The 18,660-nt window shown below is 33.6% G+C and carries 17 protein-coding genes; 8 read left to right on the top strand and 9 right to left on the bottom strand.

The window, feature by feature from the left end; genetic code table 11:
- Positions 1 to 59: 59 nt before the first annotated feature.
- Positions 60 to 1,115: an FAD-binding oxidoreductase gene (locus tag LZZ90_RS04000; protein ID WP_237789398.1), complete on the top strand. Its 1,056-nt coding sequence runs from the start codon at positions 60 to 62 to the stop codon at positions 1,113 to 1,115.
- A gap of 5 nt (positions 1,116 to 1,120) precedes the next feature.
- Here LZZ90_RS04000 and LZZ90_RS03995 read toward each other — a convergent pair whose 3' ends face one another.
- Positions 1,121 to 1,507: a DUF983 domain-containing protein gene (locus LZZ90_RS03995; RefSeq protein WP_237789397.1), complete on the bottom strand. Its 387-nt coding sequence runs from the start codon at positions 1,505 to 1,507 to the stop codon at positions 1,121 to 1,123.
- 65 nt (positions 1,508 to 1,572) lie between these two features.
- Here LZZ90_RS03995 and LZZ90_RS03990 point away from each other — a divergent pair, with 65 nt between their 5' ends.
- Complete coding sequence (locus LZZ90_RS03990) at positions 1,573 to 3,477, top strand: ABC-F family ATP-binding cassette domain-containing protein (protein WP_237789396.1); 1,905 nt, start codon at positions 1,573 to 1,575, stop codon at positions 3,475 to 3,477.
- A gap of 177 nt (positions 3,478 to 3,654) precedes the next feature.
- Here LZZ90_RS03990 and LZZ90_RS03985 read toward each other — a convergent pair whose 3' ends face one another.
- From LZZ90_RS03985 to LZZ90_RS03975, 3 genes are all read right to left on the bottom strand, one after another.
- Positions 3,655 to 4,800 carry a GNAT family N-acetyltransferase gene (locus LZZ90_RS03985; RefSeq protein WP_255702313.1) on the bottom strand — a complete coding sequence of 382 codons (1,146 nt, stop codon included), beginning with the start codon at positions 4,798 to 4,800 and terminating at the stop codon, positions 3,655 to 3,657.
- A gap of 57 nt (positions 4,801 to 4,857) precedes the next feature.
- Positions 4,858 to 5,340: a DUF1761 domain-containing protein gene (locus tag LZZ90_RS03980; RefSeq protein ID WP_237789395.1), complete on the bottom strand. Its 483-nt coding sequence runs from the start codon at positions 5,338 to 5,340 to the stop codon at positions 4,858 to 4,860.
- Positions 5,341 to 5,447: 107 nt separating this feature from the next.
- On the bottom strand, positions 5,448 to 5,900 hold the full coding sequence (locus LZZ90_RS03975; protein WP_237789394.1) for a KTSC domain-containing protein: 453 nt from the start codon (positions 5,898 to 5,900) through the stop codon (positions 5,448 to 5,450).
- Positions 5,901 to 6,944: 1,044 nt separating this feature from the next.
- Between LZZ90_RS03975 and LZZ90_RS03970 the strand changes: the two genes are divergently transcribed.
- From LZZ90_RS03970 to LZZ90_RS03955, 4 genes are all read left to right on the top strand, one after another.
- Entirely contained in the window at positions 6,945 to 7,109 is a 165-nt protein-coding gene (locus LZZ90_RS03970) for a lmo0937 family membrane protein (RefSeq protein ID WP_237789393.1), read from the top strand.
- A 61-nt stretch (positions 7,110 to 7,170) separates the two neighbouring features.
- Positions 7,171 to 7,383 carry a hypothetical protein gene (locus tag LZZ90_RS03965; RefSeq protein ID WP_237789392.1) on the top strand — a complete coding sequence of 71 codons (213 nt, stop codon included), beginning with the start codon at positions 7,171 to 7,173 and terminating at the stop codon, positions 7,381 to 7,383.
- 19 nt (positions 7,384 to 7,402) lie between these two features.
- Positions 7,403 to 7,603: a general stress protein CsbD gene (locus LZZ90_RS03960; RefSeq protein WP_237789391.1), complete on the top strand. Its 201-nt coding sequence runs from the start codon at positions 7,403 to 7,405 to the stop codon at positions 7,601 to 7,603.
- An 841-nt stretch (positions 7,604 to 8,444) separates the two neighbouring features.
- Positions 8,445 to 9,752: a hypothetical protein gene (locus tag LZZ90_RS03955; RefSeq protein WP_237789390.1), complete on the top strand. Its 1,308-nt coding sequence runs from the start codon at positions 8,445 to 8,447 to the stop codon at positions 9,750 to 9,752.
- A gap of 24 nt (positions 9,753 to 9,776) precedes the next feature.
- Here the strand turns inward: LZZ90_RS03955 and LZZ90_RS03950 are convergent, their stop codons facing one another.
- The 5 genes from LZZ90_RS03950 to LZZ90_RS03930 form a co-directional block, all read right to left on the bottom strand.
- A complete protein-coding gene (locus LZZ90_RS03950; protein ID WP_237789389.1) occupies positions 9,777 to 11,150 on the bottom strand; it encodes a hypothetical protein in 1,374 nt (457 codons plus the stop codon).
- Positions 11,151 to 11,182: 32 nt separating this feature from the next.
- Positions 11,183 to 12,319, bottom strand: a complete 1,137-nt coding sequence (locus tag LZZ90_RS03945) for a hypothetical protein (protein WP_237789388.1) — start codon at positions 12,317 to 12,319, stop codon at positions 11,183 to 11,185.
- Positions 12,320 to 12,396: 77 nt separating this feature from the next.
- Positions 12,397 to 13,785 carry a hypothetical protein gene (locus tag LZZ90_RS03940; RefSeq protein WP_237789387.1) on the bottom strand — a complete coding sequence of 463 codons (1,389 nt, stop codon included), beginning with the start codon at positions 13,783 to 13,785 and terminating at the stop codon, positions 12,397 to 12,399.
- A gap of 148 nt (positions 13,786 to 13,933) precedes the next feature.
- Positions 13,934 to 15,535: a hypothetical protein gene (locus LZZ90_RS03935; RefSeq protein WP_237789386.1), complete on the bottom strand. Its 1,602-nt coding sequence runs from the start codon at positions 15,533 to 15,535 to the stop codon at positions 13,934 to 13,936.
- A gap of 500 nt (positions 15,536 to 16,035) precedes the next feature.
- Positions 16,036 to 16,293 (bottom strand): helix-turn-helix domain-containing protein, encoded by a 258-nt coding sequence (locus LZZ90_RS03930; RefSeq protein ID WP_237789385.1) that lies wholly within the window; start codon positions 16,291 to 16,293, stop codon positions 16,036 to 16,038.
- Positions 16,294 to 16,399: 106 nt separating this feature from the next.
- On the opposite strand from LZZ90_RS03930, the gene LZZ90_RS03925 reads away from it, so the two are divergent.
- Together LZZ90_RS03925 and LZZ90_RS03920 are read left to right on the top strand one after the other, a co-directional pair.
- Positions 16,400 to 17,800, top strand: a complete 1,401-nt coding sequence (locus LZZ90_RS03925) for a choice-of-anchor tandem repeat GloVer-containing protein (RefSeq protein ID WP_237789384.1) — start codon at positions 16,400 to 16,402, stop codon at positions 17,798 to 17,800.
- A 6-nt stretch (positions 17,801 to 17,806) separates the two neighbouring features.
- The gene (locus LZZ90_RS03920) at positions 17,807 to 18,448 is read left to right on the top strand and encodes an SHOCT domain-containing protein (RefSeq protein WP_237789383.1); all 642 of its coding nucleotides are present in this window, start codon (positions 17,807 to 17,809) and stop codon (positions 18,446 to 18,448) included.
- Positions 18,449 to 18,660: the final 212 nt, after the last annotated feature.

Here is an 18,660-nt window from a genome sequence, read left to right as displayed (position 1 = left end):
TCCTCTTTAAATATTATAAAAACTCTTACCATCCGGTAAGAGTTTTTTATTTTTGTACCATGGTAGATTATTTAATTATTGGTTCTGGATTGGCTGGTGTTTGTTTTGCGGAGATTGCTTTTCAAAACAATAAAAGCTTTTTAGTTGTAGATGATTTCAAGCGCTCTTCTTCACGTGTTGCTGGCGGATTGTATAATCCTGTTATTTTAAAAAGGTTTAGTCAGGTTTGGAAAGCGACAGAGCAATTGGAGTATGGGAAACTTTTCTATGCAACTATTGAAAATAAACTCGGAGTTAAGTTTGATTTTCGACTTCCGATCTATCGTAAATTTGCTTCTATTGAAGAACAAAACAATTGGTTTGAGGCTTCTGATAAGCCAAATCTTGCTCCTTTTCTTGCACCAAAAGTGATTTCCAAAAAGTTCTCAGGTGTCTCCTCAAATTACGGATTTGGTGAAGTTTTACAAACAGGGTATCTGGATACTGTTGTTTTTCTGGATTCATACAATAGGCATTTAAAAGAGGATGGGTTTCTTTTGCAAACAACCTTTAATAATGATGAGCTTACATTAACAGACAACGGAGTGTTATACAAAGGGGTGTCTTATCGAAACGTAATTTTTTCTGAGGGTTTTGGAATGATTAGCAATACTTTTTTTAACGAATTGCCATTAGACGGGACCAAAGGTGAATTGCTTGTAATAAAAGCTCCTTCATTGGATTTGGATGTGGTGTTGAAATCGAGTGTTTTTATTTTACCTATTGGTGAGGCACTTTTTAAAGTTGGGTCTACGTATAATTGGGATGATAAATCGGATGTTCCAACACAAGAGGGAAGAGAGGAGCTTTTAAGTAACTTAAAGGAAATTATTGACTGTGATTTTGAAGTTGTCGAGCACTACGCCGGAGTTCGTCCTACGGTTAATGATCGCCGCCCTTTAGTAGGTACTCATCCCCAGCATAAAAACCTTCATTTGTTGAATGGTCTTGGTACAAGAGGAGTAATGCTTGGTCCTTGGCTGGCAAAAGCTTTGTTTGAACATATTGAGAGCGGGACGGAGTTGGATCCGCAGATAGATATTAAACGTTTTTACAAAAAAAGAGGAGCCAAATAGCTCCTTTATTTTTTGTCTTTCCAGTCTTTATCGTAATGGATGAAAAAGTTAATCCAGATGTTTCGGGACAATCGCATAATTACCGGCATAAAAACAATTAGTGTGGCGATAATTGCGATAAAAGCTGTTTTTAAATTTGTTCCTATAAAAAGATAACTGATTATAAAAGCAGCAACCCCAAAGGCAATTCCAACTCCATAACTAACATACATGGCTCCGTAAAAAAAAGAGGGTTCTATTTTGTATCGGGTGCCACAGTGGCTGCAATGCTCATGCATTTTGAAAATATTACCCATATTGTAAGGGTTTTGGTCCAGATACATGCTTTCTTCCTGACATTTAGGACAACTTCCTGTTAAAATACTGTTGAGTTTCGTTCCTTTTTTTAACATTTGCAAAAAATTTTAGTAAAGGTACTTCATTTTGAAATTTGCCTTGGTAACATTAGTCACAAATTATGCTTAATATTCACAATTTATCGGTTTCTTTTGGAGGAACGTATCTGTTTGAGGAAGTAACGTTTCGTTTAGGAGCTGGCGATCGTGTTGGTCTGGTTGGTAAAAACGGAGCTGGAAAATCCACCATGCTTAAAATTCTATCGCGAGATATGCAGCCCGACACCGGAAGTATTGCTACCGAAAAAGAAGTACGTATTGGTTTTTTGCGTCAGGACATTGATTTTGTTCAAGGCCGAACTGTACTTGAGGAAGCATACCAGGCTTTTGAAGAAATTAAGCAGGCAGAATTTAAAATTGAAGAAATCAATCATCAACTGGCAACCCGTACGGATTATGAAAGTGCCGGTTATTCTGAACTAATTGAACAATTAAGTGATGTAACGCATCATTATGAAATTTTAGGCGGATATAATTATGTAGGGAATACCGAACGTGTCTTGTTAGGTTTAGGCTTCAAACGTGAAGATTTTGACAATCAAACCGATACTTTTTCCGGAGGATGGAGGATGCGAATTGAATTGGCTAAGTTGTTACTGCAAAGTAATGATATTCTGCTTTTAGATGAGCCTACCAACCATTTGGATATCGAGAGTATTATCTGGTTAGAGAGTTTTTTGAAAACTTTTCCGGGTGTGGTAATGATTATCTCGCACGATAAAATGTTTTTGGACAACGTGACCAACCGTACCATTGAAATTTCTCTGGGTAAGATTTACGATTATAATAAACCGTATTCTCAATATCTGGTCTTGCGAAACGAAATTCGTGAAAAGCAATTGGCTACCCAAAAAAACCAACAAAAGAAAATCGAGGAAACTGAAAAACTGATTGAAAAGTTCAGGGCCAAAGCTTCCAAGGCTTCCATGGCGCAATCGCTTATCAAAAAGCTGGATAAAGTAGAACGAATTGAAGTGGATGAAGACGATAATTCGGTGATGAGCATTTCGTTTCCGGTTTCAGTTACTCCAGGAAGGGTTGTGGTAGAGGCGGAACATGTTACTAAAAAATACGACCACAAAACCATTTTGAAAGACATTTCCCTTTTGGTGGAACGCGGCAGTAAGATCGCGTTTGTGGGTCAGAACGGACAAGGAAAATCAACATTTGTTAAGGCCATTTTAAACGAATTTGAATACGAAGGAACTATTAAGCTAGGGCATAATGTTCAAGTCGGATATTTTGCCCAAAATCAGGCGGAATATCTTGACGGTGAAAAAACCTTGCTGGACACCATGACCGATGCGGCTACCGATACCAACCGTTCGAAAGTGCGCGATATGCTAGGAGCTTTTCTGTTCCGAGGTGACGATGTGGAAAAAAAAGTCAAAGTCTTGTCCGGAGGTGAGCGCAATCGTTTAGCGCTTTGTAAATTGCTTTTACAGCCATTCAACGTGCTTATTATGGATGAGCCAACGAATCACTTAGATATCAAGTCGAAAAACGTTTTAAAGGCTGCTTTGCAGCAATTTGAAGGAACGTTGCTTTTAGTGTCTCACGACCGTGACTTTCTTCAGGGCATGGCGAACATCGTTTACGAATTCAAAGATCAGAAAATCAGGGAATATTTAGGGGATATCAACTTCTTCCTGGAACAGCGTAACCTGCAAAATATGCGCGAAGTGGAGAAGAAAGATGTGGTGGTAAAGGAAACTCCAAAAGAAAACAAGACGCTTTCCTATGAAGATCAAAAGAAAAATAAATCCCTTCAGAATAAGTTAAGTAAAATTGAAAGTCAAATTCAGCAATTGGAAAACGAGATTCAGAAAGATGATAAAGCTTTGGCTGAAAATTACGAAAAGCTAATGCAGGATGCTTCGTTTTTTGCGGCTTACGAGAAAAAGAAAAAAGATCTGGATCAATTACTTGAAGATTGGGAAACCGTTCAAATGGAATTAGAAGGTTAAAAGAATTTGGAGCAAAACCCTTGGGAAAGAATATTTCATTTTCCCGCTGTACGCTCTACGAGGTGAATGCCATTGCGCCACCTGGCTCCTTCACTAAAACAGTCCGCAGGACTGTTTCTTAACGCTCGGCCCTCATCGGGGCTAAAGAAAACTTTTTGGATTTGTTTAGACGTCGTTTTATTTAAACGGATGTCTTGCCTGCCATTGAGCTTCGGGTTCCAGATTGGTAAAAATCTTTCCGATGTATTTGTTGATGAGTTTATTTCGGTGGTAAATAAATCCAGACATTCTAATGGCTTGAGCGCCAATGGAACTTTTAATTTCCAGAGCTGTTCTTCCAAAGATGATTTTTTGAAAACCATTCTCAATTCCGTATTGGGTCATGTTGTAAAGCATGTTCAGGTAGAGCATTTTCTCTTTTTGTACCTCCGAATCGTAGCCTAGAAAATAGGTTTCCAAAACGGTTCCATTCAAAAGTAAAGTGTGAAAACCTACCAACTTATCCTCTGTAAAATAGCCGCACAATACAAATTGTTCCTTAAGTTGTTTTTTAAAGGTGGAAAAATGATTCTCCGCCAGAAAAAAGGTGTTGAAAGGTGCGTTCTTGGCCACATGATGATAAAGCTCGTAAATGCGTTTTTCCTGAGAGGCTATTTCTTCTAAATTCATTTCCCTTACTGTGATTCCTTCGCATTTTTTGCGGGCGCGTTTAAACTGATCCCGGTATTTTTTAGAGAAAGCACCAACATAATCTGCTTCAGTTTTCCACTGATGGTTCAGTTCGAAAATCATGTTGGGTTGCGTATTGAATTCGTAAATGTTCGCAAAATCAAAGTGTTTTAATTCTTCCGCGCAATGCGGATAAAAATCCTTAAACGAAACCAAATGAATTTTAATCCCTTTTTTTCTGAAATAATCGATGATTGCATCAGCACATTGAATCAATACTTCGCTAATGTGTTTGAATTCAATTTCTTTGCTGAATGTGTAGCCGTTTTGTCCGGTAATCATGTTGTTGCCCAAAAACAAAACGTGGGAAGCAAAGTTTTTGAAAATAAAATTCCGAACCGCTGTTTTTATGCATTTGTCCCGTTCACCAAAAGATTCCAGTTTGTTTAGGTTGATGTATTGAGCCAGCGAAACACCTATCAATTCTGAATTTTCAAAAATACCAATGTAAAAACACTGCATGTTAGTCGGTGCCGATGTTTCAAGGACTTGTAAGTAAGCCTTTTGAAGGAAAGCATTGTTCACAGCAACCTGATCCCAGTTTTGGGGAAGTGCTTTTATTTCGGAATAAATGGTAAAGGTAGTTTTGCTCAAAATCAAAAAAATCGCCCTACAAAGGTAGAGCGATTGTATTATAATTAAATGTTAAGATTACTTCATTCCGCAAATGATAGCGCCCATAATGGTAAAACATACGGTCCAAAATCCTCCTGTTACCAGTACATATTTCCATGATCTTCCTTCGTATAGTGAATTAGTTCCGATTAATGGAATGGCTAAAAATAATCCGGTTAAGAATCCGTGTAAAGCTCCGTGTTTGAAGGTGCGAAAAGCGTCTCCGTAATCTGCCATAAAAGCCTCATAAGAAGGTTTAGCCAAAGCCGGATCACCACCAACCATTCCTAAGGCGCCAAATTGATGAATGGTAAGCATTTGAAGAATAAAGGAAAGGAAGAATGCATAAACAATCGACATTCCAAAGATTTTAATCATATTGGCATTTTTGGCTTTTTCTTCAGTCATGCCGGTTTCGTTCATCCAGATGGTTCCGAAAACTTTAGGGTTGTACCAGATAAAACCCACTACAAGTGTAGATACAGCAGCAAGTAAAAGTGCTAAAAAATTAATTTCCATAAGGTGTTTTGTTTTTGGTTATTTTCAAATTTAACAAATAAAACCAGATGAAACAAAAAACCACCAACTTTCGTTGATGGTTAGATTTTGAATGTGAGTTCTGTAATTTATTCCGCAGCTACCAGTTTGCTAGCGCTTCTGTATGTGAATTCATTATAAATGTGACGTTTTGCAAAACGATTCGGTGATTCAGCATTGATCATTTTGATGTACGTGTTTTTCGGAACACCAAAATACTCAAACTGATTTCCATCCAAAAAATTGATGAACAAAACACCGTTATCCATATAAAACTCCAGAATAGTAGAAGTTGTGGTGGTTTTGATGTATTCCTCTTTGTCTTTTTCCTGAGTTTCCGGAGCGATGCTTACTAAAAAGTGGTAGGCTTCAATCACTAGTTTGCTTCTTTCTTCTGCCGCTAAACGCTCTACAGGGTCAGCAATAGTGTCCGGATGGTCTTCCTTCATGCTTTTTCTGTAAATCGTTTTTAATTCTTTTAAAGTTGCAGTTTTGGTAACATCCAGCAACTTTCGGTATTCGGCAATTTTTTTTGTGTTCATGAGTAAAAAATAAAACGATTCTTTAGTGAAACGCTTTGGTTATCAGTTGAATAGTTCTTGAAATTTAGAAAATAATCAACTTCGGTTTATTTAAAAAAAAGAGAACCAAAATGATTCTCTATTAGTAGCGGGAAATTTTGAAAAATCTGACCAATTTCTGGGTGATTATTATAAAATAGCTGATTACGCTGATGTGCAAACAATTATTTAATAACTCAAAAGACCGATACTAAAAGTGTTGAACCATTTTTTAGTATGGTTGCTCAAATTCGGTGCAAATGTAGTTATTTTAATTAGATATCTAATTAAGCGAATGGTTTAATCAGCTTAGCTCAAGATTGTATTGACTTTTCAAATCAATTAAAAGAAGATTTATTTGTGCACTGTGTTTATTAATAGGACGTAAATGATTTGCGGAATACTATTCTAGTTGAATTTGTTAGGGTCAATTAGCTTTTGATAGTGAAGCGTTATAGTGTCTTAAAACAAATGTTATTGCACATCTTCCGTCTGCTAAGCAGCTTTGTACGATGTTTTCAACATACATCCCTTTTTCGAAAAATTTGTCGAGTTCGGGATAAGTATTAATAAAGACATGTTTTTCTTTTACGTCCTCAGGCATACTTGTGAAAATGGTTATGATTTCCTGTTGTTTCATTTTTTAAAGATTTTTATGAATTTATTGAATCAAGGTTTGTTGGTTGATAAATCGGAAGTCCTAATGCAGGTATTAATTATACTGATGATAGTAAATAAGAGTTTTTAGTCTTCTGTGTATTGTATTTCAAAGTTACAACTAATTAATGGTTAAATCTAAAGGTTTTTGAGTCTAAGTGGTTGAATGATAGTTAATTAAAATTATTTTTAAGTGTTTGTGCTTAAAATAAACGTACCTTTACAAAAGAGTGTTAAGGAAACTCAATATTACTTCAATTGATAATCTCCTCTTCGTAGCGTTTAGCTGAAAGTTTTTTGATGGTAAAGATGAATTCATTGGGAAATTCCAATGTTAAAACTGTAGGCAAAAAACTTAAATCAAACACAATGAAAAATTTTTATAATAGTATAGCAATAGGACTTGTTGTCTTGTGGGGTATTGGCTTTTTTTTCAGCACCACAGGTTCTTTGATTCACATACTGCTGCTGCCTATTGTTGTAATTTTAGTTTATGATTTTGTCGGAATTATTAAACTTTTAAATAAGGCGTAATTTGTGAATTTTGAAAATAGTTGATGCGATAAGCAACTTATAATAATAAAGTAATCATAAAATGAAAACATTACACAGTATATTGTCGGAGAAAATATTTTCCATAACCGAGAAGATTCAGCAAAACTTTCCAGGGCTTTATGAGCATTTGGGTGAAACACCATTTTCGTTAAAAACTTACGACAAGCATGAGGTTGAAGATACTGACCTTATACATTATTTGGAAGAATTGATTTTCCAAATGAATTGTTATAAAAAAACAGCAGGAGATTAAAAACACAACTAAAAATAATATGAAAAATTTAAACGATACCTCAGAATCATTGAATGAAAATTGGGGGGAGCAAAAAGAAAAGTTATTAGAAAAGTATTCTATTTTGAGTGAAGCGGATTTACTTTTTATTGATGGAAAAAAAGAAGAAATGCTAGAAAAAGTTAGAAAAATATTGAGAATTACCGAAGAAGAGTTTGCACTTATGCTTTCTAGGTTTTAGCGTGTAAAGATAAGTTGCAAGATCCGCTAATCTGAAATGAATTATAAATACATAAGAGTCGGGGAGATGATATTTATGTTTTGATGAATAAAATGAAGACCTAACAACTGGATGATAAATTTAGTGTTGGGTTTTTTTATGATACTCAAAGAAATTGTAAAAGGGGGTAAACTAAAAAGAGCGTACAAAATAAATTGTATGCTCTTTAAAGACCAAAATAATCAGAAAGATAAACCATCAATTATTCAGGTTGTATAAAGATACGATAAATAAAAGCAAAGCAGGTTGAATTGATTGTATTTGTTTTAGTATCAATAAATTAAGTGTAAAATAAGTGTTTGTGGTATTTAAGAATTCAAAATTCGGTATTTCCGGAAGGTTTGTCAATTAGGTCGGTTGACAGGCAATATCTAACCAAAAAGTGAACGGTATTTTTGAGCTAATCTCAGTAATATCAAGGGGTAAGGAAGGTTTCTAAAATGAAAAAACCCATCAAGATGTTGATGGGTCTTCCTTAGTAGCGGGTAATTTTGAAAAATCGAACCAATTTTTGGTTGATTATTATAAAATAGTTGATTACGCAGATTTGCAAGCAATTATTTAATAATTCAAAAAGCCGATACTAAAAGTTCTAAACCTTTTCGAGTATCTATTACTCGAATTCGGTGCAAATGTAGTTGTTTTAATTGGAAGTATAGCTAAAGGCATAAATTTTCCTGTTTTGGTTCCCGAAAGTATAGAGTTTTCGAACCAATTTAAACAAGATTTGGAGAAATTATATCACTTATATGAAATAAGTGAATTTTAATTAACTTGTAAGACTTTTTAAAAAAATAGAAAAATGTCAGAAAAGGGAAAAATATCGGATTTGCCTTCATATTCTAAAATAAATAATGAAGCTAAAGGATACCTTATACTAGGGAAAGTAATCAAAATTTTGACCTTTTTCAAGTCAAAAAATAGCGAAATTAAAAAGGCTATTTCTAAATTACCTGAACTAAAAAAACAAGCTGAATCAATAATTTATATGCCAGATAAATTTAATGGTTTTTATTCAAGTTCAGGTTGGATTGCTCACGAATCAATGAATTTTCCACTAATGGAAAGAGTAGTTTTATATGCAAGTAAAGGTGATATTGCTAGAGGAGAAAATGAGCTTTCAGATTATTTTACTTCTTTGGATATTGACTGGTTAATTCGAGGATTGAAAAATTTACCTGAATTTGCAATTAGGTTTAAATTAATAAAACTTGCTTACAAAGACACTATTGAAAAAAGATATTACTCAGCTATCCCTTTACTCTTAATGATAATCGATGGTGTTGTTAATGACATAAGTAAGAACAAAGGATTTTTCACAGAAACTACTGATTTAACAGCATGGGACAGTGTTGCAGCTCATAGCACTGGACTAACTGTAATTAGAGATATTTTCAATCAAACTAGAAAAAAGACAAGTGATGAAGAAATTTTTCTTCCTTTTAGAAACGGCATATTACATGGAAGAGAATTGAACTATGACAATAAATTTGTTTTAGGAAAATGTTGGTGTACACTTTTCGCTCTTTATGATTGGGCTAAAGCTTTAAATAATCTAAAAGAAAATCCTATTGTTCCAGAAAAACAACTAACGTTTAAAGAAAGCGTTCAGGAGTTACGAAAAACAATTCGTGAATATCAGGAAAGTAAAATTAGAAATGAGAAGATTCATCAAGATATTGAGAGCTGGAGACCTAGAATTATTGATAGTGGAAATATTAATCCTGATGAATTTATAGATTTTTCACCAGAAAAAGAAGCTTATCAGTTTTGTTTAAATTGGTTAAATAAGAATTATGGTAAAATCGCTTCCCAAAAATATTATTTTGGAAAGAATGATGTAAATATTGGAAAAGAGTCTGGTAAAATTAGAAAAGAGCTAGAGAATAAAATATTAAATGAATTTAAAATTATTAATATAAAAGATGAAACTCCTGCAATTTCAGAAATAACCATCAACATTAATTATCAGATAGATTCCGAAATAAAAGAAAAACAAATTGTTTTACGAATGATATGTAAATCCAAAGACGGGAGTGTTGGGATTAATGGGTACAATGATGTGATTTGGAAGTTTATTGATAACTTTTTTTACAATCTTTATGTTTGACCTAAAACATCTATTAAAACTATGCTACCTTTTTTCTTTTTTAATTGGCTGTTCGAAATATGAATAATATTGTTCAACGAATGATGATGGCGTAACATTGTCCAATAAAATCTTTGTTAAAAATTGACTCCCTAAAACAAGAGTGTGTTTTCCTGCTTCAACCTGAATTGCTTGATTTTGATATGTGTACGGTTTATATCTTGGTTTGCTGTCTAAATATTTATTTGTTTCTTTTCGTGTCATCCACTTAGCTTTAATACCTTTTAAATTAAAAAGTTCTATCAAAGCATCTAGGTCAATTACTAATAGAAATACTAATTTACGAGTAAGTAATTCAAATATTATTTCTTCACCAAATGGCTTGCAAAATAAAGGTTCTTTAATTGGTAAGTCAAGTTGAAATAAATAGTCTGTTTTATGAGATTTAATATTCAAATGTTCCACCATTGAATTAAAAACATCAAAAGCAATCTCCACTTTATTATCTCTAAAAACCGTAAAATATACTATATCTTCAATTACACCAGTACTGAATCCTGGAATAATAGCCTCTTTAAAAGCCAGTTCAATTTCATTATAATAATATTTTTCTGGAATTTTAGACTCATAAATCTTGACTTCCGTATCTGAAAAGGTATCGGTACCACTCTCGTGGTTCATAAAATGAGAAAGTTTTGTTCCTTTATGATGTTGATTTAATGTTCTTTTTGCTTGGTCAAAAATCTTTAATGCTTTTTTATTAGGATGCTCTTTAGCTAAATCTTCAACTGCTTTTTTCCAATTATCACCAGCTAATTTGTCAAGAAATTCATTTACTTTGATTTGTATTTCTCCAGATTTGCATTCAACAACTATTAAGCTGTTTTTTGATGCTAAAAGAATATCACCAACATCGATAAACGTTGTTAAATCACTAATTAAAGCAAAATCAAATGAGTTTTGTTTATGAAAATAATTCACAGTATTTATCACTGATTCGAAATTAGTATTTAATAAATCTGGTCTTTCTTTTTCTCCAGAATGAAATCTTCGTGCTTTAAAATACTGCCTTTTGAGTAGTTGCCAGGCAATAAAATCAGAAAAATGCCTTAAAATATTAATTCTATACTCGATTTCATTTTGACTTCTGCTAAGAAAATTTAATAGATTTTTATCTTTTAATTTTCTTGCTTCAACAAATTTTTCTTTGATGAAGACTTTATCTTTGTATAGTTTTAAAATTTCCTCAATGATAAGAGATTGCCCTATTCTAAATCCACGGTGCACATGTGTTAAAAACTCCGTCTTATCATCATCACTAATTGATTCAGGTTCAAATATGTTTATCTGTTTATGGCGAATCCCAAAAGAGCCAATGTAAAAAAATATTTCTCTTAACTTATATTCAAATTCTTCCATACTATTTTAATGGCTCTTTTTGTTACACAAAATTAATTTTCAATTTCTTTCATTCTGTCTCTAATACTTTTGAAATCAACTGGAAGTTTTATTTCTAAAGCCTTTTCATAAAATGGTTTGATGTACTTTTTTAAACCTTCTTTTTTATGACTGTTCTCTTCATCGTACCACTTTTGGTAGCGAACATCTCCGTATTTAGCTAATAAATTTAAAATTCTTAACAGTTCGTTTTTATCATTTCGTTCAATGATTTTATCTGTTAAATTCCAAAATTCATTTTGGTTTTTAATATCTGGCTTGTTTTCATATCGTTGCAATGTTTCATCAATTTCTATCGTTTCTTTCTGAGGAAAATTAAAACGAATATTCATTCCAGTCCACATCTTCATGTTATCATCATAAAAAATCCCTGAATCGTGCCATTCTCCATAAAATTGTACTGTTTTCTCCATTTTGAAACCTTTCAAGCCTTCGTTAGAACCAAGAATTGTTGCAATTACCGGATTTGGGAAATTTCCATTAACTACTTTGTTCTCTTTGTAACTTGCAAAATGACTAAAAAAGCATTCTTTGAATTGATAGAAAAACTCTAAAACATTTGAAATTTTAGGCAAAAGAAACTCATTAATATCAAAATATCTTCTTCCAATTCCATCAATTACAATTGGTTCTGAGTCAAAAAGTTGATAATCTTCACCTATTATTGTGTAAGCTGAATGAAAAAAAGTGTTTCTAATTTCTTTAAAGTGGTTTTCGCTGAAAAAACTTAATATTTTATCATTTCCTGAATCCTCTAAAAGTTCTGAAATCATTCCGATTTTTTCTCCTGTACCAAGTAATCTTTCATATTTTTTAGTTTTGAAAAACAAATATGAAGAACTTCTGAAGCCCATTTCGATTCTACATAGACTTCCTATTATGTTATAAAAATCACTGCTTTCAAAAAAAGTAGAATATATTAGGCATCCAATTCTATATTTTTCAATTCCTGTATGCTTTTCATATAACGAATTATAAAAGTCTAAAGCGTCAAACCATTCATAGAGATTTGACATTGACCTTAAACTTCCCATGCCTTTATAGTTCATTAATACCTGAACAAACTCAAATTCATTTTTTGCTTTAGCACTTTCAAAAAGTTTAACTAATTCATTTTTTACTTCTTGCATTTTGTTAGTTTATAATTGGTTAATAATTTACGCTTCTTTCTAACAGAAAATATGTTTATTTAAGTTTGGTCATAGTTTTAATCAGAGACTTGTCTTCTTCTTTCAAGTTCATTCAAATAAACACCATAAAGATTTATTTCATTTAACGCCAATCGAAATACAGTTCCGTGAATTGGTGGTGGAGTGAATTTTTCAAAAGTATCACAATCTGGGTCTTGGTCAGGAAAGATGTACTTCGATTTGAGCCTTGCTGGTCGCTTAGCTATTTTATTAGTCTTTACGCTCTCAAAAATTTCGTAAGTCGCAAGAATTAGCATAGTAGCTTCTCCAAAAGTAGTCAGCTTGTCAACGTACTTAAACACTTTATCTTTTAGGATAACTGGTGGTGAAAACAAATTAATGATTCTCGAGAGTTCAAGTAGAAATTTCTGTTTTCTTCTCAAATCATTTTCATCTACTACAAAGAATGGTCTGATAAAAAAAAAGAAATCCTTCTCTTTAAGTTTTTGAGCAGTATAAAACTTGTCGTAGTAATATTTTAAAGCTTGTGAAATATGAATTCTCCCTTGATTAGAGGTCTCTTTAGCAAAGTCATTTATTGCATTTAGGACTTGTTCATATTGTGGTGTTTCTGAAAAATTTTCCAAAAGATATTGTTCTGGATTGTTCTGAAAGTCATTATAACCACCAGCTTGCATTTTCTTTAAAACTTCAATCAGTTTTACTGCTGGGTTGAAAGAATTTAATGAGAAATATGCAATTAGAATTTTTTCAAACGAAGAAGCTCTTTCAATACCATAATGAGAAAGTAACCTGTCAAAAAAACCGTATGGATAAAATGGTCTTTGACTTAAGTCACTTGGGTCAATGTCAGATAAGTCATTTTCAAACAAATACTCGTCAATCGAAGAACTCAAAAATTCATCTATTGCACCAAATGTGAGATAAAAAGAGTTCCTATTTAGAAGTCCAGAGATTTCAATATTTATTAAAATTCTTGCTCCACTATACTTTATTCCGTTAATTACAACATCCATTGGTTTGTTCTCTTGCACAATAGAAGTTATATCAAATCTTTTGTTTGTAGAATTTTCTGTTTCTTCAACCAATTCGTAATCAATATCGTCCTCGTCAATGATTGTGGTGACTGAATTCCAATATTCAACTTCTTCTTTGCAATCAGGAAAATTATTTGTATTGATTGGATATGCGTCTAAACCTCTTTTATTTGTTAGAATAGTTGATAATCTATATCTGTCACAAAAATTCAAATGAAACTGCCTAATGCCAGGAAATGTCGTGATATTAGTTAGATAATGATAATATTCATGAATAAATATTGATTGTTGTTGCCCAATGTTTAGGTCTGTGAGAAAAGTTGTGAGATTGGTTGTGTCAAAGCCGTCAAGGCAAATGTAAAATCTATCAGGGTAATATTTGATTTTGGTTAAGTCAATATCGTTCATTTCTTTTAGTCAATTTAAAGTTTACACCTATCGAAATTGGCTTGAGCCAACTTGTAAATATATACACTTTTACTGACAAAAAATAAATATAAGTTCCGTGGCTTATATAAAGATATTAAATTCCGCTCCATCGAGCGGAATTTAATAATTATTCAAACAACGGAATTCTTTCGAAATCTCCATCATAATTCTGAAATTCAACGTAACAATTATTTTTAGAATTCTCATCAACTTCATCAACGTATTTAAAAAACTCAGATAACATTTCATACTGCGAATCGAATTGCTCTTTTTCCACATATCTGTATTTTCTTTTACATCGGTTAAAATGTTCCGCCAATGTAATCCTATCTGAATCACCTGCATTGGCAAAATCATCAACAATAGCGCATTCAATATCGATTTTTGCGCTGGTGTCTTTAACGCAGGTTTTGACCCCGTATTCCAAAATGATTCGGTTCATGGTTTCCATCACTACCGGTTTGTCTTTTTCTTCACATAACAACGCATCATAAACGTACAAAACATAAATCCCTACCGAGTTGAGATATTTTATTACGTCAGTCATTATTTTAACTTCGAGTTTAAACATTTTCTTTGAAGTGATTTTGTAACCATTGGCTTTTTTGTCATGGTAAATCCTTGAAAGCATATCTGGCTCATGTTTTGAATAATAATTGAATAGCGGTGATTTTATCATACTATACCAATTCTTATTGAAAAAGCTTAAATGTTCACGTTTCACTTCTTTTTCATCTATTCCAGTCTGCTCCGCTATTTTCTCGTGTGTTAAATAGTTTGCTTTTCCTTTGTACAAAAGCATTGCTAAATTCGGGTGCAATGCCTTGTAATCGCATTCAACAAGCTTTTTGCCGTCAATGGTAATTTCATTACGAATCCACGCTGGCATTAATGTAAAGCTATCCACCACACGCCCACCGCTTTTTTCACTGCCAGCGGCTGGAATCATAAAACCACGGTTGGTCAAGTACTCAAACATTTTGATATTATTCTCAACGAAACTCCTATTGTCTGCGTCAGCCCAGTAGCTATTATCGTGTTTGTTACGCATGGTCAGAGTTTTCTGTTTTTTGGTGGTGTAACCATCTTTTACCAGCAGCTTACCTATTGCCAGTAATTCCCCAGATGTTGGCAATTCAATTCTAGGGTAAAACTTCACCAGATTATTGCAGATTGGATTGTCCAGAGCCTCATTTAATAGTCTGTAATAGATTTTATTTCTGGTTTGAATAATTCCGGTGTCTTTGATAAGATATTCTGTTAAACCTGGCTTAAAATAGCTGTCGGATATTCTGTATTTTCTGGAAACAACACCTTTCACATAATGCTCATCAACTTCAATGATAGCACCCGTTGCAGTACCTGTTTTCAGTAAGTCTATAATTTTATTGTAAATGTAAGTGTTGTCTTTGCCTTTGGTTTGTTCATGCAAAATTTTAGAATTCAGACGTTTCCAACGGTCTTCTTTGTCTTCAGTATGGTAGGTACTGGCAAAGTTGGATAGCACCAAGAGACATTTTTCCACCGCTACATCAACGTTAGGGTCAATTTCTTTTAAAAGTGTTTTTGAAACGTATTTTCTTAGGGCAGTTTCCGATTTTCTCGGAATCCAAATCGAATTAACATTTGGGAAGATTAGGGCTAATTCGGCAAAGTTTTCATCATGGTGAAGGATTTGTAAATCCTCTGTATCGCCTGTAAGCGATAGGTACTCGTTTTTAAGATTCATTTTTGTATTCTCTTATTCTGTGTCACCCAATATGTGGGTGATTATTGTCTTGGCTCTCTAACGTCTCGGTAAGAGAAGCTGGGGTAATTACTCCCCAGCAACCAAGGATTTTTTAATGAGTTTTCTCTCATATTATCAAGTATACTAACAAACGGTTTAAGAGTCAAGTACTTTGGAGTACTATTTTTGAAAAACTTTTATTTACTGGTTTTGCAATAGCGCAAGCAGTGCATAAACATATTAGTACAATTATTCTGTATTGCCTTATTTTATTGGTATTACATAGTATTCTTATTACTATTATTTAAGTAACATAGTTGAGTATAAAGAAGAAAATATAAGAAGAAGCTAATAGAAAATTAGATGCTAATAGAATAATTAGTACTTAATAGTAGTAGGAAATTGCAAAAGCTGTAATTAGCGGGTGTGATTGATATTATGCACCTATGAATAGCGCAAAATATTAAAGTATCTGCGCTAATTTGAATATTCAGGGAAAGTTAATTTTCATTTTTGGTCTGCAAACCATCAAGTAGTTCACTAGCTGTCATGCCAAGTGCTTCTGAAATCTTAATCAAGGTACTTATTTTCATTTCCTGATTGCCTTTCATGTACTTTCTCAAGTTTTCGACATCCATGCCAGCATCGTATGCAACCTCACGTTGCTTTAACTTCTTTGCTTCAATAATGTCTTTTAGTTTGATTCCGAGCTGTATTACAACCGCTGGCATTTCTTTTTTACGCACTCTTTTTTCCATAACGGAAAATTACATGCAATAGATTGTGTGGTTGTGATTGTTTAAAATCAGATTGTTTGCAACCGAATATTATTTATATTTGCTCTGAAACTTTAAAATCAAAACAATGAGAAAAATTTTACTTTGTATTGGTATACTGCTAACAACAATATCAACGAACGCCCAGTTCACTAACTTACATAACTTTTCCGCTGTTGGTAGCGGTGGTTACAGCTCGTTGACTTCAGCTAACGGTCATTTGTATGGGACGACAAATATAGGCGGGGCGAACAATGCTGGATATGTTTACTCTTTGAACCCGAATGGAATTGGCATCACAATACTACATAATTTTACAGAAACTTATAGTTTTCCATGTGGGTCATTGTTATATAATAATGGTGTATTGTATGGAATGACTTCCAATGGAACTATTTATAAAATCAACGCTGATGGAAGCGATTATTCAATATTGCATTCTTTCACATATCAAAATCCAAACGATGGAAATAATCCCCAAGGTTCATTGGTTATCTCTGGAAATATCCTGTATGGAATGACCCGAAAAGGTGGAGCGGTTTATGCTGATTTATTAGGCGGACTGGGAACAATTTTCAAAATAAATACTGATGGCAGTAACTTTTCATTGTTACACAGTTTTGCATTGGGTGAAGAAAACCCATACGGTTCACTTCTTTTGGATGGTAATTTCCTTTATGGCATGACATCAACGTATGGCTCAAACGATAATGCGGGCAAAATCTTCAAAATCAACAAAGACGGAACTGGATATACGATTCTACATACTTTCAACTATGCAGATGGGGCAAAACCCAATGGAACACTTGTGTTAGGTGGAAATACATTGTATGGCATGACTGCGTTAGGTGGTAATACTGGTAATGGTGTCAGAAAAGGGAATGTCTTTAAAATAAATACAGATGGTACAGGGTTTCAAAGTATTTTTAACGACTTAAATGGTTCGCAATATTACACTTGGTCTTATGGCTCATTGGTGTTGGTCGGAAACGTTTTATACGGAAAATCAAACGTAAACCTGTATTCAATCAATACGGACGGAACAGGCTACCAGTGGTACAACTGGGGACAGTATGGGACAGCACCAGAAAGCTACGACATTCAGGAAAATGGAACGTTGACTTATGACGGTAGCGCACTTTATGGGGTTAACAACCGCTATGGCGGGACTCTTGACCGTGGGGTTATTTATAAGTTCACGCCAGCAAATCTGAGCATCAACTCAAATAGTTTAGCAAGTAGCTCAATAAAAATCTATCCAAATCCAGCAACCGAGCACATTACAATTGATTGTGGAAACCAAACAAACGTTAACGGGTGGAATGTCAAAATCATCAATACGTTGGGACAGGAAGTGTTTAGCCAAAGCCTGAATCAACAAGAAAGTACAGTGTCGTTGAATACCCTGAGCGGAACTGGAATTTATTTAGTAAAAATTTACAATGACAGCAATAAATTAATCGATACACAAAAAATCATTTTAAAGTAAAAGAATATGGAATCAAAACAACCAAGCCCGAAAACATTCAACTTTAAATCAGGTGTTATAGTCGAAACGAACAAAGATAGGATAACCACAACCGCACCGAATTACAATAAAACGATTCAATCGGGTGATTTGGATAATTTCTCCTATGTGGAGCATACGGAACAACGCATGACGTTCGTTGGTGTATTGGCTCGCATGTTCGTGATAGGATTGTTGTTGCTAATATTTAGCAAAATGATTTTTAGTAAAATCAACATGGAGAGCCAAGCTACTTATTTTGGATTTATTTTGATTGGATTAGCGTTTGTACTATTCTTGGTTATGGTGGTTGATTCATTCCTAGAGTTAGGTATTACAAATAATATCGTGAATAATTTCTTTTCAAATAAAGGCTATTACGTAACCATTGGGAATAAAAGCGGGAATGACATTGAAATAATAGCCCAACTTGAAGATTTGGAACTAATCAAAGAACTTGAATCGAAAATTTATGAGTTGAAGAAATTGGCAGTTAAAAATGATGCGCCACCGGTACAACAAAACAGTAATTTAGATGAGCTAAAAAAATTAGCGGAACTTTTAAACGCTGGAATTATCGACCAAACAGAATTCGACCAAAAGAAAAAGCAACTATTGGAACTTAACTAATCTGTACTTTTATGTACCTGAAAGGGAGTTTTATTGTTCCTTTTTGTACCCTTATTTTTCAGTATGTAGCACCTAAAAGCTAAAGGAGCGAAAAGCAATATCCACCTCAAAGGGGGTAAAAGCAGCCCTTCTCCCCTGTAAACGGTGCGAAAAATCGGGAAATGTTTTTCAAACAGTTACCAGCTACATTTAGCAGATTTTTGCAAAAACAT

This window comes from Flavobacterium sp. SM15 (assembly GCF_022012335.1).
Taxonomy (GTDB): domain Bacteria; phylum Bacteroidota; class Bacteroidia; order Flavobacteriales; family Flavobacteriaceae; genus Flavobacterium.
The sequence above is the reverse complement of the archived record's forward strand: the minus strand, read 5'-3'. Positions and strand labels throughout refer to the sequence as shown.